This is a genomic window from Streptomyces sp. NBC_00647, assembly GCF_045207245.1.
Lineage (GTDB): Bacteria > Actinomycetota > Actinomycetes > Streptomycetales > Streptomycetaceae > Streptomyces.
Genome location: NZ_CP109040.1, coordinates 946727 through 969256, shown reverse-complemented (window position 1 = coordinate 969256; position 22530 = coordinate 946727). Strand labels below are relative to the sequence as shown.

Sequence of the window (22530 nt, the reverse complement as noted above, 5' to 3'; positions counted from 1 at the left end):
GCCCGCAGCCGCGAGCGGTGCCCTGGGACCGATCCTCGCCGCTCCACCTCCGCACGCCCACGGGATTGACTTGATCTGGATGTACCTAATTGAAGAAGTCTTCAAGTCGTGGGCATGCGAAGGCGCGGAGAAGCCGGCTGTCTACACCTCTAGTTCGGCTTCGATGCGTCCGAGCTGGTGGCGGGCCATGGCCAGGTTGGACGTCGCCTTGTTGAGCACGAGGTACAGGAACAACCCGTTGCCGGCACGGCTCTTGAGCGGCCGGATGACGTGGTACTGGTTCTCGAGCGTGATCAGTACGTCCTCGATCTTGCTCTTGAGCCCGAGGTGCTCCATGGTGCGCACCTTGGCCCGGATCACGTCGGTGTTGCCCGCCGCGGCGACATTCAGGTCGAGGTCCTTGCCGCCCCCCAGCGTGCCCAGCGCCATGCCGCTCGTGTAGTCGACGAGGGCGGCGCCCATCGCGCCCTCGATGGACGTCATCGTCTCCTTGAGGGAGATCTCCACATTTGCCATACCGATGTCTCCTCCTGGTCACCGCGCGGGCTGAGGGTTTCCAGCCCGGTCGGTGTCCCGGACCCTACGGACCGTCCAGGGCGGGCAGCCGAGTTGTTTCGGGACTGGCGGAAGGAGCGTCGAAATGCCTTCTGTGAGAGCTGAATTGATCGCCGTTGGCCGGTCGGTGATCACGGATACCACCCGGAGGCGGAGGTCCCGATTCCGTGCGGGTGGTGACTCAGTCGACGGCCGAGGGCCCCGAAATCGCCTTGTCAGCGGCGAAGTTCGCGAACCACGTCAGCATCTCCGGGTGGGTGATGGATCCTTCGCTGCTGACGTCGGAGCTGCGGGCGCCCTGGAGGATGCGCTTGACCGGCACCTCGAGCTTCTTGCCGGTGAGGGTGCGTGGGACGGCGGGGACCGGCACGATCAGGTCGGGGACGTGGCGGGGGGACAGCCGGCTCCTGATGGCCGTGGTGATCCGTCGGCGCAGGCCGTCGTCGAGCGCGGTGCCCTGGGCGGGGACGACGAACAGCGGCATGAAGTAGCCGCCGTCCGCCTGTTCCACGCCGATGACGAGGCTGTCGGCGATCTCGGGAAGCTGGTCGACGACCGCGTAGATGTCGGCGGAGCCCATGCGGACGCCCGAGCGGTTCAGGGTGGAGTCGGAGCGGCCCGCGACGACGACCGACAGGTCGGTGTCGATCGTGACCCAGTCGCCGTGCCGCCAGACCCCGGGATAGGTCTCGAAGTAGCTGGCCCGGTAGCGGGCGCCGTCGGCGTCGCCGACGAAGTGGAGCGGCATGGACGGCAGTGGCGCGGTCACCACCAACTCGCCCTGCTCACCGGTCACGGGATGCCCTTGAGGGTCCCATGAGGCCAGGGCGACGCCGAGCGCGGGAGCCTGGATGCGGCCGACCCGGACGGGCAGCAGCGGGGTGCTTCCCGCGAGGACCGAGCAGACGTCCGTGCCGCCGCAGATGGACTGGAGCCGCATTCCGGGCGTCAGCCGGTCGTGGACCCAGCGCCAGGTACTGGGCGGCAGGGACGATCCGGTCTGGAGGACGGTTCGCAGCCCGCCGAGTCGGAACGCGTCGGCGGGACGTGTGTCCGCCTTCTCCGCGGCGGTGAGATAGGCGGCGCCCAGGCCGACCACGGTCGCGCCGGTCCGTTCGGCGACCCGCCAGGCGCCGTCGATGTCGGGAAAGGTCGGGCTGCCGTCGTACAGGATGACCGTGCTGCCGTGCAGCAGCCCGCCGACCAGGAAGTTCCACACCATCCAGCTGGTGGAGGTGAGGAAGAGATAGCGGTCGTCGGCGCGCAGGTCGACGCCCAGTCCCAGTGCCTTGAGCAGCTCGACCACGATGCCGCCGTGCCCCTGGACGATCCCCTTCGGTATCCCCGTGGTGCCCGACGACCACAGGATCCACAGCGGGTGGTCGAAGGGCACGTCGGCGAAGTCCAGCGGTTCCTCGGCCGCCGGCAGCGCGGACCAGGCGTGCTGTTCGACGTCGGGCCGCCCCGACCACGGAGCGGTCGGGGCCGCGAAGAGGCTGTCGACGGCGAGGATGTGGCGGACGGTGGGCAGGCCGTCCGCGAGTTCGGCGACCTCCGGGCGCTTGTCGTAGGTCTTGCCGCCGTAGCGGTATCCGTCCGCGGCCACGAGGACCGTCGGCCGTGCCTGGCGGAGCCGGGCGAGCACGCTGGGCGTGCCGAAGTCGGGGGAGCAGGCCGTCCACACGGCCCCGACGGCGGCCGTGGCCAGCAGAGCCACCACGGTCTGCGGGAGGTTGGGGAGGTATCCGGCCACACAGTCGCCGGGCTCCACGCCCATGCGGCGCAGGGCCGCCGCGACGTCCGTGACCCGTCGGCGCAGCTCGTGCCAGGAGATGTCCTCGGGGGTGCCGCCCTCGGTCAGGGCGACGAGCGCGGGGCGGGCGTCCGTGGCCTGCGCGAAGCAGCGTTCGGCGAAGTTCAGCCGGGCTCCGGGGAACCATTCGGCGCCCGGCATCGACGCCTCGCCCAGTACCTCGTCGTAGTCGGTGACCGCGTCCAGCCCGTAGAACTCCCACACCGCGGACCAGAATCCCGCCAGGTCGGTGGAGCTCCACCGCCACAGCTCGTCGTAGCCGGAGAAGTGAAGCCCCCGTACCTCGCTCACCCAGTCCATGAAGCACGCGATGTTGGAGTCCTCCAGCTCACGGCGACCGGGGGACCACAGCAGGTCGGTGTCGGTGTTCATCGGTTGCCTTCCTGGGCTGGACGCGGCGTTCAGCCGGTTTCTACTTCGCGGAGCAGTTCCTCCGCGCGCGGCCAAGGGCCGTAGCCGGACGCGGGGTTGAGATGGCCGACCTCGCCGAGATCCACCAGGCGGCCACCCCAGTCGCGGGCCAGCGCGGTGACCCGCTCGACCGTGCCGAGGGGGTCGTTCGAGCTGGCCGCGACGATGCTGGGGAAGGGCAGCGGCGTCCGGGGCACCGGCGTCCAGCCGTTCTCGCCGAGCACCTCGGGGGGCGGGTATCCCTCGGGCAACGGGGTGTCGAAGTCCGGCGGAGTCACGAGCAGCGCTCCGCGCACCTGTGCCGAACTCCCGTGGGCCCAGTGGACCGTGGTGATGACACCGGCGCTGTGCGCGACCAGGACGACGGGGCCCTCGATCTCCGAGACCACCTTGTCGAGCGCCGCCACGCGGGCCTCGCGGCTGAGGGCGTCCTCGGTGAGCGGCGGGACGGTGCGGACGGTGCGCCCGGCCTCGGCCAGCCGTTCCGCCAGCAGGGTCTGCCAGTGTTCCGCGACGTGATCGCGCAGTCCGGGGACGATCACGATCACCGGGTCGGTGGTGGCGCTCACGCGGACACCACCGCGTCCTCCGGCTCCGCCGCCGGGACGGGACCGCTCGTCAGACGGCGCAGATCACGCTCGTAGAAGTGGCGGCCGACCAGGAACGCGAGGGTGGCGCCGAGCGCGGCGAGCGGGATGACCCGCAGGGCGCCGAGCAGCCCCATGTGGTCGGCGAGCGCGCCCGTCACGGCGGGCCCGGGAGCCAGCCCGAGCAGGCTGTTGGCGAGGGTCAGGGTGGCGAAGGCCGTCGCGGAGATGGCCGCGGGGGTCAGGTTGGCCACCATGGCGGTCGCGGGACCGGCGGTGCCGGCCGACAGCAGGGCTCCGGCCGCCAGCACCGCGAGCTGGAGAGGTCCGGTCGGCAGTCGGAAGGCGGTCATGAGCAGGACGAGCGAGCCGATGCTGCACCCGATGGCGACCGCCCATTTGCGGATGGGGAACGCCCGGCTGATGCGGTCGGAGACGATGCCGCCGCCGATCATGCCGACGCCGATGACGAGGATGAAGATGCCGGCGGTCGCGCCCGCCTTGGCGGTGGGCATGTCGTAGTAGCGGTTGAAGAAGCTGGGCAGCCAGGCCATCAGGGAGGCGGCGATGAACAGTTGGAGACCGCTGCCCACGTAGGCGCTGATCACCGCCACGGAGGAGAACAGCCGGGGCAGCAGCACGCGCAGCCGGCCCTGCGGTCCGGGGCCGGGCCCGGTGCCCGTGGAACCGGCTTCCGGTGTCAGTCTCTTCTCGGTGACGACGACCCCGTAGACCGCGGCCAGGACCAGACCGAAGATGCCCATGACGCCGAACGCCCAGCGCCAGCCGAGGTGTTCGGCGACGGCGCCGCCGATCGACACGCCGAGGACCGAACCGAAGGCACCGCCCGCTATGAAGGCACCGGAGAGGGTGGCGCGCAGACCGATCGGGAAGATGCTCAGGACGACGGCGATGCCGACGCTTCCGTACGCCGCCTCACCGATGCCGACGAAGAGCCGGCCGACGAGCATCTGGTCGTAGCTCGCGGAGACCGCGCAGCCCAGGGTCGCCACGCTCCACATCGCCGCGGCCAGCAGCAGGCTCTTGACCCGGCCCCAGCGGTCGGCCATCAGCGACATGGGGAACGTGAGCAGGCCGACCATGAGGGCGACGACGCTGCTGAGCGTGCCGAGCCTCGCGTCCGAGAGCAGCCACTCGCTCTTGAGGTCGGGGAAGACGGCGTTGAGGACCTGCCGGGACATGTAGTCGGACAGCAGCAGGCCGAAACTGAGGGCGAAGACCACCCAGGCGTAGTGTCGGGACACGGGCCATCCGGACGAGGCGGTCGTGTCCGTCTCGGGGATGGGCCCAGCAGTGGTGTGCAACTCCATTGTCATCACCTCACGCGCTCTTGGAGGAAGGGGTCTAGAACGGTCTGTCGCCGACGATCCCGGCGCGCTCCATCCGGCGGACGGCGGGCCAGTAGTCCTGCACGGCGTAGTGCTGGGTGGAGCGGTTGTCCCAGATGGCGACACTGTTCGGGGTCCAGCGCCAGCGCACCTGGTACTCCGGGATCGCGGCCTGGCCGATCAGGTAGTTGAGCAGGAGGCCCGCGCCGGGGGCGAAGTCCTGCCCGAACCGCACGTTCTCGGGCGTGTGGTAGTTGACGAAGTGGGTGGTGAACGCGTTGACGAAGAGGATCTCCTCGCCGGTCTCCGGGTGGACGCGGACCACCGGGTGCTCCGCGTCCGGGAACCGCGCCTTGAGGGCGTGTCGCTTCTCCTGCGGCATGGCGGCGCCGAACGTGGCCTCGATGCTGTGCCGGGCCCGCAGGCCACGGATCTTGGTGCGGATGTCCTCGGGCAGTCGGCGGTACGCCTCGGCCATGTTGACCCAGATCGTGTCCCCGCCGACGGGGGGCCCTTCGATACAGCGCAGTACGGCGCCCATGGGCGGGCTCTCGCGCCACGTGGCATCCGTGTGCAGGGCTCCCTCGTACGACTCCGCCGGGCTGTCCAGGTCCTTGTAGATCCGCACCAGGCCGGGATGGTCGGGGTCGCTGCCGGCCACCGGGTGGTCCTCCAGCGCTCCGAAGCGTTCGGCGAAGGCGACATGTTCGGCGCGCGTGATGTCCTGGTCCCGCAGGAACAGCACCTTGTACTGGAGCAACAGCGCCCGGATCTCGTCGAACAGGTCGTCGTCGCGTGAGGCGTCGCCGAGGTTCACGCCGGAGAGTTCCGCGCCGATGCTGCCGGTCAGGGGTTCGACCCTGATCGAGCCGCGGGTGTGGGCGCGGACCGGCGCGCCCTCGGGGGGAGCGAGCGTGTGTTCCATGGTGCTTCCTCCTGGGGAGAGTGGAGTTGACCGCGGGGAGGGGTGGGCTCAGAGGACGAAGACGGACGATCCGGTGGTCTGCCCCGCCTCCAGTTCGCGGTGCGCCTGGGCGGCGTCCTCGAGCGCGTAGCGCTGGTTGACCTCGATGGTGATGCGGCCGGAGGTGACGTGGTCGAAGAGCTCGCCCGCGAGCTCCGCCCGTTCCGCGGGGTCCGCGATGTAGTCGGCGAGCGCGGGCCTGGTGACGAACAGCGAGCCCCCGACGGCGAGTTGCATGGCGTCGATGGGCGGGACGGGACCGGAGGCGGTGCCGAAGCAGACCAGCAGGCCGCGGCGTCGCAGTGAGGCGAGCGAGGCGGCGTAGGTGGTCTTGCCGATGCTGTCGAAGGCCACCGGGACCCCGGCACCGTCGGTGAGTTCGCGTACCCGCTCGGCCACGTTCTCGGACCGGTAGCGGATGACGTGGTCGCAGCCGTGGGCGCGCGCCAGTTCGGCCTTCTCCTCGGTGGAGACGGTGCCGATGACGTTCAGACCGAGCAGCTTGGCCCACTGGCAGACGATGAGTCCGACGCCGCCCGCGGCGGCGGTCAGCAGGATCGTGTCACCCGCATCGAGGGGGTGGATCCTGCGGAGCAGGTACGCGGAGGTCAGGCCGCGCATGGTCATCGCGGCGGCGGTCTCGAAACCGATGCCGTCCGGCAGCCGGATCAGGGAGTCGGCCGGCATGATCCGCTCGGTGCTGTAGGCCCCGAGCGGACTGCCGGTGTACGTGACCCGGTCCCCCTCGGAGACCCGGGTGACGCCCTCGCCCACCGCCTCGACCACGCCCGCGGCCTCGACGCCCAGCCCGGCGGGCAGCGCCGCGGGGTAGAGGCCGGTGCGGAAGTAGGTGTCGGCGAAGTTGAGTCCGACGGCGTTGTGGCGGATCCGCACCTCACCGGGGCCGGGGTCGCCGACGACGACCTCCTCCCAGCGCAGGACCTCGGGACCGCCGGTCTCCTTGAATCGAATGGCGTGAGCCACAGGAATGCTCCGTTGTTGGTGTCAGGTGAAGGGGAGAGGAAGGGCCGCCGGAGCCGGGGGGTATGGCCCCGGCGGCCTCGTGGCGCCATGAGCGGGCGGCGGCACCTGATCCGGCCGCGACATCTGGCCGCGACCGGACCGTCGGCGTGGCTGTTCGCGGCTCGGTCAGGCGTCGCGCAGCATGAAGCCGCGCTGACCGGGACGCCGGTTCGGCACCATGCCGAGTTGGGTCAGGGTCTCGTCGGCGCCCGAGTAGGTCTCGCCGAGCTTGTAGATCTTCCTGGCCTCCGCGCCGGTCGCGATGTCACGGCCGAGCGCCTCGGAGATCTGCACCATCTGCTCGACCTGCTCGACGCTGGACATGCGCTCGCCCTTGCGCCGCCACAGGTTGTCCTCGTTGCCCACCCGGACGTGCACGCCGAGCGCGATGCCGATCGCGTTCATGGGTGCCACGGCGCGCATGGAGCTCTCGATGGTCAGGACGGCGCCGTCGGGGGCGCGACGGACGAACTCGATGAGGTCGGCCGGGTGGCGGCCCGCGAAACCGCCGCCGATCGCCACGTAGTTGAGGACCAGCGGGCCCGTGTGGATACCGGCCCGGATGAGCCGCTCCACGGTCTCGAGCTGCGCCAGGGTGGCGAGCTGGAAGTGCGGCTGGATGCCGCTCGCGGCCAGACGCCTGAGGTGCTCCAGGTAGAAGTCGGGACCGGCCTCGACGACCATGTCGCGGTACGCCTTGTAGTAATCGGGCTTCGCGATCGACGTGCCCTCCAGATCGTCGTCGTTCATGATCTCGACGATGTTCATCTGGCTGGTGTTGATCGCGATCGTCACCTGGTCCGGCGCGGGGTCCAGGTCGGCCAGCATGTGGCGGGTGTCGTAGCTCAGCCACTTCGCCTCACCACCCTCGCCCTCGGGGGCGAACGAGATCGAGCCGCCGACCTGCAGCACCATGTCCGGCACGGCCTCACGCAGCCGGCCCATCAGCTCGTTGAACTTGGACATCCGCTTGGAGCCCTTGCCGTCGAGCTCGCGTACATGGATGTGGAGCACGGTGGCGCCGGCGTTGTAGCAGTCGACGGCCGCCTGCACGTGCTCGTCCATCGTCAGGGGAAGGTCGTCGGCGTCTCCCGGAAGCCATTCCGGCCCGTAGGGAGCGGCCTGGATGACCAGTTTTTCCTGGTTCTCGGGGAAGAGCGAGTCGTCGTGGAAGTGCACGGTCCGTCTCCTTCGTCGGATCGGTGATCACTCGCCGGGGGCATCGCCGCGTGCTGCGCGGGCCTGGGATGTCCGGCGAGGATCGATGCGGGTCACCGGTGACAGCGGGCGCGAGGTGGCCCGCTGCGGTCGGCCGATCCGGAGGAAGCGCGGGGAGTGGCGCGGGCCCTCCGGAGGCCGACCGCGTCTTCTGTGCGGTGGTGCAAAGGTAGGGCCGGGCTCACCGGTGTGCTTGCCGTCAGGGGACAGATGATTTGTCATTTGGGGACATCGGCCGGCCGGCGCACCGAGCGGGGCGGTGCTCGGTGCGGGTGCGCGGCCCGTCCGTCACGGCAGCCCCGGTAGGAGAGTTGCTACGGGGACTTGCTGCCGCGCCACGCCTTGGGACTGCATCCGAACTGCTCGCGGAACCAGCGTGAGAACCCGCTCAGCGACGAGAACCCCAGCAGATCGGAGATCTCCGTCAGCGAGCGCCGCGGGTTCGCGACGAACTGCTCCGCGAGATGGCGGCGCGTGGCGTTCAGGAGCGAGGAGAACGTCTCACCCGAGGCGGCCAGATGCCGGTGGACGGTGCGCCGGTCGACGCCGAGACTGCGCGCGACCTGCTCGATCGAACAGCGCCCGGTCGGCAGCAGGACCTCGATCAGCTCGCGCACCTGGTCCGCTGCGGTGGTGTCCTTGGGGACGGCGATCGCGTCGAAGTACTGCTGGGCGTACTCGCGCAGCAGCGGGTCGGCCATGGCGTTGGGCGCGTCGAGGTCATCGGCGTAGAAGACGATGCCGTCGATCTCGCGGTCGAACTCCACGATGGGCCCGAACGCGCGCCGGTGCGCCGCGGTGTCCGCCGGCGCGGCATGCCGGAACCACACGGAGAGCGGCTGCCAGCGGGTGTGCAGGAAGTCGCTCAGGATGCGGTGGTAGGCGGCGACGGCCAGTTCCGTCGCCTGCCGGGACTCCATCGCCTCGCCGAGCCGCAGATCCACCTTCAGCGTGGCCAGCCCGTCCCCCTCGGACAGCCGGGTGTGCAGCACCTCGTTGTACATGTACTGGTGGCGGATCAGCAGTTCCAGCGCGCTGCGTACGTCGGGTTCCTCGCGGACGACCAGACTGATCGGGCCGAGATTGGAGAAGCGGCGGAACTCCGCCAGCAGCACCCCGAAGTCCTCGTGACCGGACTCGGCCGCCGAGAGTTCCAGCACCTGGACGGCGGCCGTACCCGAGATCCACCGGTCCTGGACGGTGAGGGCGGCGGTGTCCAGGCCCACCCGCTTCAGGAGCGACTGCGGATCGATGCCGAGGGAGCGGCACAGCTCGACATAGCCGCTCAGTGCGGCGGTGCGGACCAGAGGTCTCATGGGCGCGCTCCAGCAATGTCCCGAAAAGCCAAGTCTCCTGTCCCGCCATGACAAGCATGGTGGTGGTCGAGGAACCTAGCATGACGCCGTTCACCGGCCGGGCCTGCTGATGGCGGCCGCTCACCGGCCGGTGAACACGCGACGGATCGGAGGCGAAGATGAACGGAACCACGGACGCGGACCAGGCGCCACCCGTGCCCGGCTCGGGCCGCTCGGTGTGGAAGGGCCAGGACCTGACGCACCCCGAGGAGTGGCAGCTGCGCCTCTCGGCGCCCCGGCTCGCCGAGATCGACGCCGCCCTGCACGAGGCACGCAGGCGGGATCTCACCCTGCTGAGGCTGACAGCCGCCGACTTCCCGCTCCCCACGCTCGCCGGCGAACTGGCCCGCCTCTCCCGGGTCCTCGACCACGGACGAGGTTTCGCGGTCGTCCGGGGCATCCCCGTCGAGCGGCTCGGCGAGACGGCCGCGAGCACCGTCTTCTGGGGCCTCGGCCAGCACCTGGGCCGGCCCGTCCCGCAGAACGCCGACGGACTCGTCCTCGGCCATGTGCGGGACACCGGACGCGACCTGAGCGACCCCGCCACACGCGGCTACCAGACCCGGGAGGCGCTGCCGTTCCACACCGACGGTGCCGACCTCCTCGCCCTGCTGCCGCTGAGCACCCCTCGCACCGGCGGACGGATCTCCCTGGTCAGCTCGGCCGCGGTCCACAACGCGGTGCTGGACCTGCGCCCCGATCTCGCCGAGCGCCTGTACCGCACGTACTGCTTCGACCGCCGTGAGGAACACGCTCCCGGGGAGCCGCCCTACACGGCCGCCCCGCTGGTCTCCCGCCCCGGCGGTCCCGCCGGGGCATCGAGCACGCGGTACAACCGCCGTTACATCGAATCCGCCCAGCGCTTCCCCGAGGTACTCCGCCTGGAACCGGCGGACCGCGAACTCTTCGATCTCATCGACCGCGTCGCGGCCTCCCCGGAGTACCGGCTCGACCTCGACCTCCAGGTCGGAGACCTGCTTGTGGTCAACTCCCACCAGGTGATGCATGCCCGATCGGCGTTCGAGGACCACGCATCGCCGGAAAACAAACGCCACGTGCTGCGTCTGTGGCTGGCCTTCCCACGGGGGCCCCGTAGCCAGGGCGCACGGCACTGGGTCACCCTTCGCGATGTGATCCGACCGCGCCACACCGCCTCGCCCGGCGGGACGAACCCTAGGAGATATCCGGCATGACCAACCTCGTCACCCTCCTGGCCGCCTCCGCCGCGGCCCACGGCGACCGCGTGGCCGTCCGCCATGACGACAGCACGCTCACCTACGCCGAGCTGGACGACGCCAGCGCCCGCGTCGCCGCGCTCCTGCGGGACCGCGGCGTCCTGCCGGGCGACCGCGTCGCGATGACCATGCCCAATCTCCCCCTGTTCCCGGTCGTCTACTACGGCATCCTGCGGGCCGGCGGCGTCGTCGTCCCGATGAATCCGCTGCTCAAGGCCCGCGAGGTCGCCTTCACCCTGCGGGACTGCGGGGCGCGCATCGCGCTGGTCTTCCCGCTCTTCGCCGACGAGGTGACCAAGGCCGCCGCCGAGACCGGAACCGCGTGCCTGGTGACCGAGCCCGAGGCCTTCGACGCCCTGCTGCGGGGCCATGATCCGCTGCTCGACACCGTCGACCGGACCGAGGACGACACCGCCCTGATCCTCTACACCTCGGGTACCACCGGAACGCCGAAGGGAGCCGAACTCTCCCACCGGAACCTGGCCACCAACACCCTCACCACGTCCGAGACGCTCCTCCAGGTCGGACCGGACGACGTACTCTTCGGCGGCCTGCCCCTCTTCCACGCCTTCGGCCAGACCTGCGCGCTCAACACGGCCGTCGCCGCCGGCGCCACACTGACCCTGCTGCCGCGGTTCGACCCGCAGCGCGCCCTGGAGATCATGGCCAGGGACGGGGTCACCGTGTTCCTCGGAGTGCCGACGATGTACGCCGCGCTGCTCCACGCCGAGCTTCCCGACGGCTTCGACACCGCCCGGCTGCGCCTGGCCGTCTCGGGCGGGTCCGCGCTCCCGGTCGAGGTGCTGCACGGTTTCGAGCGGCGCTTCGGCGCCCCCGTGCTGGAGGGGTACGGACTCTCCGAGACGTCACCGGTCGCCGCGTTCAACCACCCCGACCGTCCGCGCAAGGCGGGGTCGATCGGGCTGCCCATCCGCGGGGTCGAGATGCGGCTCGTCGCCGAGGACGGCGCCGGGGTCGCGCCGGGCGGGATCGGCGAGATCGCCATCCGCGGCGAGAACATCATGACCGGCTACTGGAACCGCCCGGACGCCACCGCGGAGGCGGTCCGCGACGGGTGGTTCCACAGCGGCGACCTGGCCCGGGTGGACGAGGACGGCTTCTACTTCATCGTCGACCGCAAGAAGGACATGATCATCCGCGGCGGCTACAACGTCTACCCGCGTGAGGTCGAGGAGGTCCTGTACGAGCACCCCGCCGTCGCCGAGGCCGCCGTCGTGGGCATGCCGCACCCCCTGCACGGTGAGGAGATCGCGGCGGTGGTCACGCTCCGGCCCGGCGCGAAGGCCACGGCCGAGGAGATCATCGCCCACGCCAAGGAGCGGGTCGCGGCGTACAAGTACCCGCGCGTCGTCACGATCGCGGACGAACTGCCCAAGGGGCCCACGGGCAAGATCCTCAAGCGCGAGATCGTGGTCAGCGGCCCGTGAACGACTGAGGGAGGGCGGCGGTGGCGGGGAACCGGCCACCGTCACCGCTCCCTCTGCCGCGGCCCCGCGAGGATCAGGCTCTCCACACCCTCGTACCGCCCCCGTTCCCGGACCGCCGCGCGGCGTCCCGACAGCAGGCTGCCGAGCCAGCCGAAGGCGAAGCCCAGCGGGATGGACACCAGCCCCGTGGTGGTGAACGGGAACCAGTTGAAGTCGGCGGCGGGAAAGGCGGACGTCGGGGAGCCGGACACCAGCCTGGTGCCCGGCATCAGGATCAGGACGGCGAGGGTGCCGCCGATGAGCGTGCACATCAGGCCGGTGCCCGTGTAGCGGCGCCAGAAGAGGCTGTACACCAGAGCGGGGGCGATCGCGGAGGCACCCACGCAGAAGGACAGCGTGGCGAGCGGTTGCAGACTGCGGTGCTGGACGAGGACCGCGAGCGCGATCACGGGGGCGCCGACGACCAGGGCCGAGCCGCGGGCCAGGGCCGTCTCGCGCCGCGGTGTCATGGCGGTGTTCCGGCCCGCGAAGACGTCGTGGGCCAGCGAGTTGGCGCAGGCGAGGGTCATACCGGCGACGGAGGCGAGCAGCGTGAGGAAGATCGCCGTGGTGATCGTGGTGAACACCAGGGTCTCCGCCCGGGACACCACCGGGCCGAACGCGGCTCGTGAGCCGAGCAGATAGGCGGTGTGCCCGCGAGGGTCGGCGGCGGCGATGCCGGCCCGGCCGACCATCGCCGCCGCGCCGATGCCGATGACGCCCGCCACCATCATGAACAACGCCACCGAGGACACCGCCCAGGACATCGAACGCCTCACCTGGCGGGCGCTGTTCGCGGTGAACATGCGCATCGTCACGTGCGGCAGGCAGGCACCGCCCAGCACGATCGCGCACTGCGTACTGATCATGTCGAGCCGGGGGTGCGGGCCACCGGCGAACTGAAGCCCGCCGTGCAGGAAGTCGCCCGGTGCGCCACTGCGCTTCGCGGCCGCGGTGAACAGGGCCCCGGGATTCCAGTGGAACCGGCTCAGGATCAGTACGGCGACGACGATTCCGGAGCCGAGGAGCACCACCATCTTGAGGATCTGGATCAGCGCGGTGCCCCGCATGCCGCCGATGGCCGCGTAGGTGATCATCAGGGCGCCGACACCCACGATGCAGCCGGTCTTCATGGAGGTGTCGGAGAAGCCGAGGATGAAGGCCAGCAGCTGCCCGGTGCTGGCGAGTTGGACGAGCATCATCGGCACGAGCGCGGCGATCGTCACGCCGCACGCGGCGATCCGTACGGCCCGTCCGGGCATCCTGCGGGCCAGTACGTCGCCCATCGTGAACGTGCCCGTGTTCCGCAGGGGTTCGGCCAGCAGGAACATCAGCACCAGCAGGGACAGCAGGGTGCTGAGAGCCAGCACGACACCGTCGTAACCGCACAGGGCGATCACGCCGCCGATGGTCAGCACGGTCGCGGCGGAGATGTAGTCGCCCGCGATGGCCAGTCCGTTGCGCAGCGGGGACAGCGAGCGGTAGCCGGTGTAGAACTCGGCGAGATCGTCGCTGTCGGGGCCGGTCACCACGCACAGCAGCAGGGTCACGGTGACCGCGACGGAGAAGGCGACCAGGGACCAGGTCTGTGCGGTGCCGCCGAAGACGCTCACCGCTTCCGCTCCTGCTCGCCGCGAGCCCAGGGGGTACTCCGGTTCACGCGGCGGGCGAGGGGATCGACGTATCGGCGGGCGGTGCCCTCGTAGAGGAGTACGGCGAGCCAAGTGGCGGGGATCTGGGCGAGGGCGAAGACCAGGCCCGTCGACATGCCTCCGGCGACAGGGCGGGCCATGAAGCCGGGGCAGCCGGCCGAGAGGCCGAGGAAGAGGGTGAAGCAGCCGAGGACCACGAACGTGGTCACACGCCGCTGCCGACGATAGGCGCGGCGCAGGATACGCAGATCGCGATGGTGCCCGGTCCAGGTGCGGGGTGATGCCCCGCCGCGTAAGGATTCCCCGCTGGGGTGTGGGACAGGACGGGAGCGGGAACCGTGCCGTCCGTCGAGTGGTCCGGGATGCGGGGCGGAACTGTCGAACGACATGCCGGTCTCCTGGTGGGGGTGCGGGCCCGGCGTACATGGACCGTCGGTCGGTGGGGGAGCGGCTCGGGTCCTCGCACGCTATTCGGCCCTTCGGCCCATGCGAAGCGGTTTCCCTCAAGTACCTGGTGGGAGCGTGTCCATGCCCCTGACCTCGCCTGTTGCCGGTGAAACCGCTGTGACGTCCGGGCTCGGAGTGGGGGATGTGGCGCACGTCCGGCCGCGGATCCCGGGCCGCCCCGGACTGCCGGCCGTCGGTCTCCGGACAGCCGCCAGAGCATGATCGTCGACGTTGACCCCGCGAACGCGAGCTGCACACAATCTGCGGGCCGCGCGCAGCCCGCCGGCGATCAGGGAGGGGAACCATGCGTGGAGATCGCGCTCACCGCGAGACCATTGCCGCGATCGCGAGAAACCCCGCGGCGCCGGCCGCGGTACTGATCAGGCTGCTGTGCGAGGAAGCCGAAGCGGCCAGGAGCGTGATCGCCTGGCGTCCTCTGCCGGACGAGGTGGTCGACGCCGTCGTCACGCACCCCGACCGCCTGCTGCGGTCGGCGCTCGCCGACAACCCCTCGGTGACGCCGGAACAACGTGCCCGGCTCGCGGACGATCCCGATCCACGCGTGCGCCACGGCCTCGCCGACGGACCCGAATGGTTCCGCGTCACCGTGCGGCCGTTGCCCCTGTCCGTCCAGCGGCGTCTGCTCGCCGATCCGGAACCGCGGGTCCGCCGAGCCGCGGCCTTCTCCCGCAACACGGCTCCGAGCCTGGTCGCCGGGCTCGCCGACCATCAGGACGCGGACCTTCGGCAGGCGGCCTGCCGCGAGTGGAACGCGCTCTCCGAGGACACCCGGAGCCGGCTGCTGCGCGACGCCGATGACGACGTACGTCAGGCGGCCATGATGAAGGCCTGCCGCGAGGACGCGGGCTGCACGGACCTGCTCCTCGACGCGGGAATCGACGGCATCCGCAGGCGCGATGTGATCCGGTACGGCGCCATGAGCGCGGCGACCGCCGAACGGCTCGCGGCGCGTACCGGGACGGAGGACCGGCGCGCGCTGGCGGAGAACCTCAAGGTGCCCATCGGCCTCGTCAGGACGCTGGCGAACGACGAAACGCACAGTGTCCGGCTGGCGGTATCGGTACGACCCGAGCTGACGGAGACGGAACGCACCGCCATCGACGTCACCGTCGGCCCGTCCGACCGGCTCGATCCCGTCGAATGGGTTCGTCTGAGCGCCGATCCCGACACCCTGCGGCGATGCGCCGGATCGGCCAACACGCTGCTGCGGCGCAGCGCCGCCTGCAGTCCGCACCTGCCGGCCGACGCCGTCGAGCTGCTCTCGAAGGACGACGACCACCCGGTACGACTCCTGTTGTGCGAGAACCAGCCGACCGTCGAGGGGGAGGTGGTGCTGCGGACCTGTCTCGACTGCAAGGTCATCACGAAGGGCGCTCTGGTGAGCCACCCGAACTTCCCGCGCGCGGGCAACGGAGCACGTTTCGCCGACGACCCGGACCCGGAGAAACGACAGCTCGTGGGGCTCGACTCCGAAGCGCCCGTCGAGATCCTGGTCCGGTTGCTCGCCGACCCCGACGACCGTGTGCGTGCGATGGCGGCCGGCCACCCGGCACTGCCGGTCGACCTCATCGTCCGAAGCTGCGGAGAGGATCCGGCGACCTCCTCCCGAGCCCTCGGCAACCCGAGCCTTCCCGTGGACGTCATGCACCGCTACCTGGACGACGCGGGGATCCCTCGCTGACGCGAACACCCGGTCCGAGCATGGTGTGTTGCGCCTCGGCCTCCTGGTTTGCGGGGCTTCCGCAGACCGAGGCGCCGGCCTCCTCGGCCCCGCTCGTGTTCGTCGACGCCCGACGCCCGACGCCCGACGCCCGACGCCCGACGCCCGACGCCCGACGCCCGACGCCCGACGGTCGGCGGCCGTCGGCCGTCGGCCGTCGGCCGTCAGCCGTCGGTCACGCTCGGGCGGAGTCAGGGGGAGTCGCTCAGTTCGTTCAGCGGTGTCCCGTACGCCCAGCGCCTGAGGCACGAACCGTCGATCAGGCGAACCCCGCCCTGCCGCCGTGCCCACTGGACGTCACGCCGGCTGAAGGCCCCTCGGTGGACCACGAGACGAAGCGGGGGAGCGGAGCCCCCCGGACGTCCCGCACGAGAGGGCGCCTCCTCGTCGGGCAGCGGCTCGGCAACGGGCCGGAAGGCGACCTCCAGGCGCTGCCCGCGACCGTCCCGTGCCCGTAGGCACATCCGGACGCGGTCCGCGGTCCGCCGCGGCGGGAGTACGCGCCAGCCGTCGCGGCGCAGCATCCGGGACACGGCCAGGGCCAGGCCCTCCGTGTCCAGCTCCGCGAGCTCCTCGGGTGTGTAGAAGCCGTGACGGCGCCGGGCCAGCGGCCGGTGACGGCGTACCGCGGCCGGCGCGGCGACGGCCAGGAGAGCCAGCGCGCCGAGGGGTACACCGACGCCGGCCACGCGGTAGCCGACGGCCAGGCCCGCGACGACCGCGCACAGGGCGACGACGACCGCGGCGAGGGCGGGCAGGACCTCACGCAGCGCGGGTCCGTAGAGGCCCTCCTCACGCAACCGACGGATCGTTCGTCGCCGCTGCGCGCGTACTGACAAGCGTTCTCCGGGCGTTCGCCCCCTCCGTGTCACTCGGGCCAGCCCCCCAACCCCGCGCGCCTCGGCGTGTGCGGGTAGGGGCTACCCCTCGGAGACGCGCCGGTCCCCTGGAGTCGGGTTCCGGCCACGAATCCGGCTGAACTCTTTCCTGGCCCCGCGACGGGTGGGACACGATCGGTTCCGGTGGCTGCGGAGACCCGCGCGGCCGGTCGCGCGGTGAGCCCGGCAGGGGGTGTCGGTATCGCCGCCGCGTCGGTGGCGGCGGACTCGATCCTCGGCGACACGGACGGCACAACCGTGCCTGAAGTTCCGGGTGTTCGGTGAGAGCGAGCAGCGGGCCCCGAGGGTCTCCTCCGGTCAACCGCTGCGCGCCCTCTGGGAGTTCAGCACCGACCCGGCCGGGAGACGGAGGCCCTGGACGGTGCGGACACGTCCGGGGGCCTCTCCGGCCACTGATCCCCTTGAGGAGGTCGCCGGGAGCCCGCAGGGCCATGGACGAACGCCGTGTCGGCGAGACGCAGCCGCGCCCCTGACCACCCGGGCACCGCCCGCCGGGGCCGAGCGCCCGACGGAGGCGGCGGGTGGTGCTCCGCCGCCTCCGTCAGCACTCGTCCGTGGGGTGGTCCCAGGCCGTCGGACCGCTCAGACAGTGCCGCTGTCGGAGATGACGATCTTCTTCTTGGTGGTGCCGGCACGGCTGCCGAGCGCCTCGACCGCCTTCACGACGTCCATGCCCTGGACGACCTCGCCGAAGACGACGTGCTTGCCGTCCAGCCAGTCGGTGACGATGGTGGTGATGAAGAACTGCGAGCCGTTGGTGTTCCGGCCCGCGTTGGCCATGGACAGCAGACCCGGCTTGGTGTGCTTGAGCGTGAAGTTCTCGTCGGCGAACTTTTCGCCGTAGATGCTCTTGCCGCCCGTGCCGTTCTGGTTCGTGAAGTCGCCGCCCTGGAGCATGAAGTCCGGGATGACCCGATGGAACGGCGAGCCCTTGTAGCCGAAGCCGTGTTCGCCGGTGGCGAGCTCACGGAAGTTCTGCGCCGTCTTCGGGACGACATCGTCGTACAGCTTGAACTCGATGCGGCCCAGCGGCTCGCCGTCGGCGGTGACCTCGAAGTAGACGTTCTTGCTCATTGCTCTGCTCCTTCGGATGCGAATGTCGACCCCGAGCATAGAGAGGCTGAGGGGGTGGTCGCGTGACCGGGGGTGATCATTCGGCGTGTGGCCCGTAGTCGCCGGGCGATGAGCTGCGGGTGAACCGTGCCTCGGACATCACCGAGATTTCCACCAGGATCGAAACGATCGGCCTGGCGGCCGCCCTCTCGACATAGTGGGCCATAGACCGCGCATCCATGCGCCTTGGCCTGTCCGCCCTTCGGCGGACCGCTGCACGGGGGAGAGACATGCGTCTGAACAGGAAGCTCGGAGCGGGGTTCGCGACCGCCGCGCTCGCCGTCGGTTTCGGGACCGCGGCCGTGCCGTCCGCCCACGCCGCCGCCGGCTGCTGGACCAATGACGGCGGCATCAGGTGGTACTGCAACAACGTGTCGGGTGCTGCCGTCTACGGCATCATCGGCAACAACCACTCGTATCCGGACCCGAATACCGTGGTCGGGCACATGTACTCCAACCCGAGCTGGTTCTACTGCAAGGAGGACGGCCAGGCCTGGGTCGGCGGGCCGCACCCGACCCGCTGGCTCATGACCGTCGCCGACAACGGACAACTGGGATTCATGAAGGACACCGCGATCTACAGCGAGACCGACCCGGTTCGCGACTGCACATGAGAGCGGGCGCGCGTCCAGCCCCTGTCGCGATACGAGCCAGGGGCTGGACGGTGCTGCCTCGGTCATCCGCGTGGCCGACAGGCCGGTCTATTCGACCTTCGCCCAGTCGAGGGTGCGTTCCACCGCCTTCTTCCAGTCCGCGTAGCCCTGTTGCCGCCGGTCCTCGGACCACTCGGGCTCCCAGCGCTTGGACTCCTGCCAGTGGGTGCGCAGTTCGTCGGTGTTCTGCCAGAAGCCGGTGGCCAGACCCGCCGCGTACGAGGCACCGAGCGCGGTGGTCTCGGCGACGACGGGGCGGCTCACCGGCACGCCGAGGACATCGGCCTGGATCTGCATGCACAGGTCGTTGGCGGTCACGCCGCCGTCGACCTTGAGCACATCGAGATGGACTCCGGAGTCCTGCTCCATGGCCTCGACGACATCGCGGCTCTGGTAGCAGATGGCCTCCAGGGTCGCCCGCGCCAGGTGGGCGTTGCTGTTGTACCGGGCGAGGCCGACGATCGCGCCGCGGGCGTCGGAGCGCCAGTACGGGGCGAACAGACCCGAGAACGCCGGGACGAAGTACATCCCGCCGTTGTCCTCGACGGTACGGGCCAGCGTCTCGCTCTCGGCCGCGTCACTGATGATCTTCATCTGGTCGCGGAGCCACTGCACGGCGGATCCGGTGACCGCGATGGAGCCCTCCAGCGCGTAGACAGCGGGGCTGTCACCGAACTGGTAGGCCATGGTGGTCAGCAGGCCGTGCTGCGAACGGACCAGCTCCGTACCGGTGTTGAGCACCAGGAAGTTGCCGGTGCCGTAGGTGTTCTTGGCTTCGCCGGGCGCGTAGCAGACCTGTCCGACGGTGGCCGCCTGCTGGTCGCCGAGCACCCCGGTGATGGGGATGGGGGCGCGCAAGGGCCGGGAGGTGCGCGTCGTACCGTACGCCTCGGGGTGGGACGAGGGGTTGATGCTGGGCAGCATGGCCCGGGGGACACCGAAGAAGCCCAGCAGCTCTTCGTCCCAGTCCAGGGTCTCGAGGTTCATCAGCATGGTGCGGCTGGCGTTGGTCACGTCGGTGGCGTGGATGCCGCCGTCGGGACCGCCGGTCAGGTTCCACAGGACCCAGGCGTCCGTGTTGCCGAAGAGCGCGTGTCCCTGTTCCGCCGCTTCGCGGACACCGTCGACGTTCTCCAGGATCCACTGGATCTTGCCGCCGGAGAAGTACGTCGCCGGCGGCAGCCCCGCCTTGCGGCGGATGACATCGCCCTGGCCTGAACGATCCAGGGCCGCGGCGATGGAGTCGGTCCGGGTGTCCTGCCAGACGATGGCGTTGTAGTATGGACGGCCGTTGCGCGGGTCCCACACGACGGTGGTCTCCCGCTGGTTGGTGATGCCGATCGCCGCCAGGTCCTCCGCGGTCAGGTTCTTGTGCCGCAGGGCGTTCTGGATCACCGAGTTGGTGCGTTCCCAGATCTCCACCGGGTCGTGCTCGACCCACCCGGAGCGCGGAAGGATCTGGGCGTGTTCCATCTGATGCTTCGCCACCTCGTTGCCGGCGTGGTCGAAGATCATGAATCGGGTGCTGGTGGTCCCTTGGTCCACCGCGCCCACGAAGTCAGCCATGGGTTGCCGCCTCTGCTGTGGGGGTTGTGGGCGTCAGGACTCGGAGGGCGGGATACGTCCGGGGGGTTCGGGCTCCGCCGTCGGCAGGAACCGGCCGACGAAGAGCTTGTACACGCCGGCGCCGAGCACACCGCCGATGAACGGACCGAGGATCGGCACCCAGAAGTAGAAGTTCCCGTACTGATCTCGCCAAGCCCCTCCGTATCCCGTGAGGAAGCTCGCCAGTCGGGGACCGAAGTCACGTGCCGGGTTGATCGCGTAGCCCGCGAGGGTGCCCCACGCCATACCGATGCCGACGACGAGCAGGCCGATGATGAACGGGCCCATGTTCGCGCCGGGAGGGGTGTTGAGCAGGTCCGTGACAGCCATGATGACCAGCAGCAGAATGGCTGTGCCGATGATCTGGTCGCGGAACGCGCCCCACTCGTGGACCGGCAGGTTCGGGTTGCCGTTGGCGGGCAGCGTGGAGAACACGCCCTGGGTCTTGATGGTGTGGCCGGGGTCGGCCTTCGCGAGCGCGTCCGTGTAGTTCCAGCGCACGATGAGCGCCGCCACGAAGGCGCCGATCGTCTGGGCCACCACATAGGGGGCCACCTTGCGCCAGGGGAATCCCCTGAACGTGGCCAGGGCGAGGGTCACCGCGGGGTTGAGGTGCGCGCCGCTCAGCCGTGCTGCGACGTAGACACCCATGGTGACGCCGATGCCCCATGCCCACGCGATGCTGTCGTGGTTTCCCAGACCGCCCGGTGGTGTGGTGAGTGCTCCGCCGGCGACTACCTGGGCCACCACGCCGCACCCGAAGAGGATGAGAATCATCGTGCCGAGGAATTCGGCGGACATTTCGCCGATCAGCCCCGACTTGAGCCGCTCAACCATGGAAGCCCGCTTCCCGCCGGTCCAGAACCGGCCGTCTACATGCCACCTGAGCCTTTCCTTACATCAGCATAGGATGATCAAGGGATAACCGCATCAAAAGGGAAATATTCACGCCTGTCGTGCTATCACGCGCTCTGCGTAGGTTGCGTCGGCACGGACACGGGTCGCGTCAGACCGGAACCGTGACGATGCCGAGCGGCTCGCTGGTGGGCTGCCGCGATCCACCCGCGGGCTCGGCCGTGATTCCTACGGCACTGACGTCGTCCAGGGAGCCCTGGAGTACCTGGGCGTGCCCGCCGCCGGAGCCGGGGAGCAGGCCCGCCGGGCGAAGGTCGCCGGTTTTCGCGGCGTACCAGAGTTCGTAGACCTGGTCGTCGCCGAGGGGCGGCAGGTCCGACGCGATGAAGGCCGCCCGGCCCTGGGCGCGGGAGGCGACCACGCTGATGTCGGCTCCGTCGCTCAGCTTCCGGGTGCTGATCGTGGCGTCCCGGGCCGTGAGGATGCCGGTGAGAGCGGAAGCCTGCGCCTGAGCGTGAGCGACTTCCGTGCGCGCGTCGTCCGCCTGGGTGTGCTGCCACGCGGCGAGGCCACCGAGCGCGGCCGCGAGGGCGAGACACGCGGCCAAGGCCAGGCGCAGGGCCCGCTGACGGACCGGAACCGTCCCGGGGAGACGTTCCTGACGTGTGTGGGCGACCCGGTCGAGGATGTGTCGGCGCAGTTCGGGGGAGGGGGTCGCGTCCTGGTCCGAGGCGAGTCGCAGGGTGACCGCGGACAGCTCGGCCACCTCCTCCCGGCATGCGGCACACCCGGCCAGGTGGTTCTCGAAGGAGGCCTCCTCCGCCGCCGGGAGGGCGTGCAGCACGTACGCGCCCACGGACTGGTGCGGGTCTTCGGCGGCGTTCATGACCTGGCCTCCAGACATGTACGGAGCCGGCGCAGTCCGGAGCGCATCCTGGACTTCACGGTCCCCGCGGGAGTGGCCAGACAGGCGGCCACCTCCAGATAGGTCATGCCCTGGTAGTAGGCGAGCACCAGCGGCACGCGCTGATGCCGCTCGAGGGCGGCGAGACAGCGGCGGACGCGATGATGATCCTCGTGCCGCTCCACGGCCTCGGCCACCTCGTCGAAGGGGCGGTCCTCCGCGAGCAGCGCGCTGCGCCGCTCGCGTGCTCTGCTGGCCTGGACGTGCCGGACCCGGTCGACGGCCCGTCGGTGCGCGAGGGCGAGTACCCATGCCCGGGCACCACCGAGTTCGGGGCGGAAGCGGTCCGCGGTCCGCCAGATCTCCACCATCACGTCCTGCGTCACCTCCTCCGCCTGCGCCTCGTCCCGCAGTACACGGCAGATCAGGCCCTTGACCGGCGGCGCGAGGGTGTCGTAGACGTCGGCGAACGCGTCCTGGTCGCCCTCTGCCGCACGCTCGAGCCGGGCGTCCAGCCACTCCTCCGCCGGGGAGTGCCGTCGCGAACCGTGTCCGTCCTGGCCGGTCTTGGACATCGCTGGGGGAATCCGTCCGTCGCTTCCTTCGTCTGGCTCGACTCTCCGTCCCCGCGGCCTCCCTCGCAGCGCGGCAGGGCCGTTCGCCG

The 22530-nt window shown here is 70.4% G+C and carries 21 protein-coding genes; 4 read left to right on the top strand and 17 right to left on the bottom strand.

Annotated features, from left to right (window positions below):
- Positions 1-141: 141 nt before the first annotated feature.
- From OG788_RS04225 to OG788_RS04190, 8 genes are all read right to left on the bottom strand, one after another.
- Entirely contained in the window at positions 142-516 is a 375-nt protein-coding gene (locus OG788_RS04225) for a hypothetical protein (RefSeq protein ID WP_266754868.1), read from the bottom strand.
- 220 nt (positions 517-736) lie between these two features.
- The gene (locus OG788_RS04220; RefSeq protein ID WP_406369156.1) at positions 737-2740 is read right to left on the bottom strand and encodes an acetoacetate--CoA ligase; all 2004 of its coding nucleotides are present in this window, start codon (positions 2738-2740) and stop codon (positions 737-739) included.
- 29 nt (positions 2741-2769) lie between these two features.
- A complete protein-coding gene (locus OG788_RS04215; protein ID WP_406369155.1) occupies positions 2770-3348 on the bottom strand; it encodes an RBBP9/YdeN family alpha/beta hydrolase in 579 nt (192 codons plus the stop codon).
- On the bottom strand, positions 3345-4631 hold the full coding sequence (locus OG788_RS04210) for an MFS transporter (RefSeq protein WP_406369154.1): 1287 nt from the start codon (positions 4629-4631) through the stop codon (positions 3345-3347). Before OG788_RS04210 ends, OG788_RS04215 begins: the two co-directional genes overlap by 4 nt.
- Positions 4632-4731: 100 nt before the next feature.
- Entirely contained in the window at positions 4732-5640 is a 909-nt protein-coding gene (locus OG788_RS04205; RefSeq protein WP_406369153.1) for a TauD/TfdA dioxygenase family protein, read from the bottom strand.
- A 48-nt stretch (positions 5641-5688) separates the two neighbouring features.
- Positions 5689-6663, bottom strand: a complete 975-nt coding sequence (locus OG788_RS04200; protein WP_406369152.1) for a quinone oxidoreductase family protein — start codon at positions 6661-6663, stop codon at positions 5689-5691.
- Between the two features lie 165 nt (positions 6664-6828).
- The gene (locus OG788_RS04195; RefSeq protein ID WP_406369151.1) at positions 6829-7881 is read right to left on the bottom strand and encodes a 3-keto-5-aminohexanoate cleavage protein; all 1053 of its coding nucleotides are present in this window, start codon (positions 7879-7881) and stop codon (positions 6829-6831) included.
- Between the two features lie 353 nt (positions 7882-8234).
- Positions 8235-9236, bottom strand: coding sequence for an AraC family transcriptional regulator (locus tag OG788_RS04190; RefSeq protein ID WP_351543986.1), 1002 nt, complete (start codon positions 9234-9236; stop codon positions 8235-8237).
- Between the two features lie 158 nt (positions 9237-9394).
- On the opposite strand from OG788_RS04190, the gene OG788_RS04185 reads away from it, so the two are divergent.
- Positions 9395-10468 carry a TauD/TfdA family dioxygenase gene (locus OG788_RS04185; RefSeq protein WP_406369150.1) on the top strand — a complete coding sequence of 358 codons (1074 nt, stop codon included), beginning with the start codon at positions 9395-9397 and terminating at the stop codon, positions 10466-10468.
- On the top strand, positions 10465-11958 hold the full coding sequence (locus OG788_RS04180) for a long-chain-fatty-acid--CoA ligase (RefSeq protein ID WP_406369149.1): 1494 nt from the start codon (positions 10465-10467) through the stop codon (positions 11956-11958). The genes OG788_RS04185 and OG788_RS04180 overlap by 4 nt, the downstream gene beginning before the upstream one ends.
- 41 nt (positions 11959-11999) lie before the next feature.
- Here OG788_RS04180 and OG788_RS04175 read toward each other — a convergent pair whose 3' ends face one another.
- Both OG788_RS04175 and OG788_RS04170 read right to left on the bottom strand, forming a co-directional pair.
- Positions 12000-13610: a cation acetate symporter gene (locus OG788_RS04175; RefSeq protein WP_406369148.1), complete on the bottom strand. Its 1611-nt coding sequence runs from the start codon at positions 13608-13610 to the stop codon at positions 12000-12002.
- Positions 13607-14038, bottom strand: a complete 432-nt coding sequence (locus OG788_RS04170; RefSeq protein ID WP_406369147.1) for a DUF485 domain-containing protein — start codon at positions 14036-14038, stop codon at positions 13607-13609. Before OG788_RS04170 ends, OG788_RS04175 begins: the two co-directional genes overlap by 4 nt.
- A 362-nt stretch (positions 14039-14400) precedes the next feature.
- Between OG788_RS04170 and OG788_RS04165 the strand changes: the two genes are divergently transcribed.
- A complete protein-coding gene (locus OG788_RS04165; RefSeq protein ID WP_406369146.1) occupies positions 14401-15798 on the top strand; it encodes a hypothetical protein in 1398 nt (465 codons plus the stop codon).
- Between the two features lie 230 nt (positions 15799-16028).
- Here the strand turns inward: OG788_RS04165 and OG788_RS04160 are convergent, their stop codons facing one another.
- The 3 genes from OG788_RS04160 to OG788_RS04150 all read right to left on the bottom strand — a co-directional run bounded on the left by OG788_RS04160 (position 16029) and on the right by OG788_RS04150 (position 18015).
- Positions 16029-16637, bottom strand: a complete 609-nt coding sequence (locus OG788_RS04160) for a hypothetical protein (protein WP_406369145.1) — start codon at positions 16635-16637, stop codon at positions 16029-16031.
- 681 nt (positions 16638-17318) lie between these two features.
- Positions 17319-17810, bottom strand: coding sequence for a peptidylprolyl isomerase (locus tag OG788_RS04155; protein WP_351543945.1), 492 nt, complete (start codon positions 17808-17810; stop codon positions 17319-17321).
- Positions 17811-17886: 76 nt separating this feature from the next.
- Positions 17887-18015 carry a hypothetical protein gene (locus OG788_RS04150; protein WP_406369144.1) on the bottom strand — a complete coding sequence of 43 codons (129 nt, stop codon included), beginning with the start codon at positions 18013-18015 and terminating at the stop codon, positions 17887-17889.
- A 64-nt stretch (positions 18016-18079) separates the two neighbouring features.
- Here OG788_RS04150 and OG788_RS04145 point away from each other — a divergent pair, with 64 nt between their 5' ends.
- A complete protein-coding gene (locus OG788_RS04145) occupies positions 18080-18463 on the top strand; it encodes a hypothetical protein (RefSeq protein WP_406369143.1) in 384 nt (127 codons plus the stop codon).
- An 87-nt stretch (positions 18464-18550) separates the two neighbouring features.
- On the opposite strand, the gene glpK is transcribed toward OG788_RS04145, so the two are convergent.
- From glpK to sigK, 4 genes are all read right to left on the bottom strand, one after another.
- Positions 18551-20068 (bottom strand): glycerol kinase GlpK, encoded by a 1518-nt coding sequence (glpK, locus tag OG788_RS04140; RefSeq protein WP_406369142.1) that lies wholly within the window; start codon positions 20066-20068, stop codon positions 18551-18553.
- A gap of 33 nt (positions 20069-20101) precedes the next feature.
- On the bottom strand, positions 20102-20944 hold the full coding sequence (locus tag OG788_RS04135) for an MIP/aquaporin family protein (RefSeq protein WP_406369141.1): 843 nt from the start codon (positions 20942-20944) through the stop codon (positions 20102-20104).
- A 169-nt stretch (positions 20945-21113) separates the two neighbouring features.
- A complete protein-coding gene (locus OG788_RS04130; protein WP_406369140.1) occupies positions 21114-21848 on the bottom strand; it encodes an anti-sigma factor domain-containing protein in 735 nt (244 codons plus the stop codon).
- On the bottom strand, positions 21845-22441 hold the full coding sequence (gene sigK / locus OG788_RS04125) for an ECF RNA polymerase sigma factor SigK (RefSeq protein WP_406369139.1): 597 nt from the start codon (positions 22439-22441) through the stop codon (positions 21845-21847). The genes OG788_RS04130 and sigK overlap by 4 nt, the downstream gene beginning before the upstream one ends.
- Positions 22442-22530 lie beyond the last annotated feature (89 nt).

What these genes read in the sequence shown, in the direction of transcription:
- OG788_RS04225 (WP_266754868.1), bottom strand. Translation starts at nt 516, where the DNA reads ATGGCAAATGTGGAGATCTCCCTCAAGGAGACGATGACGTCCATCGAG.
- OG788_RS04220 (WP_406369156.1), bottom strand. Translation starts at nt 2,740, where the DNA reads ATGAACACCGACACCGACCTGCTGTGGTCCCCCGGTCGCCGTGAGCTG.
- OG788_RS04205 (WP_406369153.1), bottom strand. Translation starts at nt 5,640, where the DNA reads ATGGAACACACGCTCGCTCCCCCCGAGGGCGCGCCGGTCCGCGCCCAC.
- OG788_RS04190 (WP_351543986.1), bottom strand. Translation starts at nt 9,236, where the DNA reads ATGAGACCTCTGGTCCGCACCGCCGCACTGAGCGGCTATGTCGAGCTG.
- OG788_RS04185 (WP_406369150.1), top strand. Translation starts at nt 9,395, where the DNA reads ATGAACGGAACCACGGACGCGGACCAGGCGCCACCCGTGCCCGGCTCG.
- OG788_RS04180 (WP_406369149.1), top strand. Translation starts at nt 10,465, where the DNA reads ATGACCAACCTCGTCACCCTCCTGGCCGCCTCCGCCGCGGCCCACGGC.
- OG788_RS04170 (WP_406369147.1), bottom strand. Translation starts at nt 14,038, where the DNA reads ATGTCGTTCGACAGTTCCGCCCCGCATCCCGGACCACTCGACGGACGG.
- OG788_RS04165 (WP_406369146.1), top strand. Translation starts at nt 14,401, where the DNA reads ATGCGTGGAGATCGCGCTCACCGCGAGACCATTGCCGCGATCGCGAGA.
- OG788_RS04155 (WP_351543945.1), bottom strand. Translation starts at nt 17,810, where the DNA reads ATGAGCAAGAACGTCTACTTCGAGGTCACCGCCGACGGCGAGCCGCTG.
- OG788_RS04150 (WP_406369144.1), bottom strand. Translation starts at nt 18,015, where the DNA reads ATGGCCCACTATGTCGAGAGGGCGGCCGCCAGGCCGATCGTTTCGATC.
- OG788_RS04145 (WP_406369143.1), top strand. Translation starts at nt 18,080, where the DNA reads ATGCGTCTGAACAGGAAGCTCGGAGCGGGGTTCGCGACCGCCGCGCTC.
- glpK (WP_406369142.1), bottom strand. Translation starts at nt 20,068, where the DNA reads ATGGCTGACTTCGTGGGCGCGGTGGACCAAGGGACCACCAGCACCCGA.
- OG788_RS04135 (WP_406369141.1), bottom strand. Translation starts at nt 20,944, where the DNA reads ATGGTTGAGCGGCTCAAGTCGGGGCTGATCGGCGAAATGTCCGCCGAA.
- OG788_RS04130 (WP_406369140.1), bottom strand. Translation starts at nt 21,848, where the DNA reads ATGAACGCCGCCGAAGACCCGCACCAGTCCGTGGGCGCGTACGTGCTG.
- sigK (WP_406369139.1), bottom strand. Translation starts at nt 22,441, where the DNA reads ATGTCCAAGACCGGCCAGGACGGACACGGTTCGCGACGGCACTCCCCG.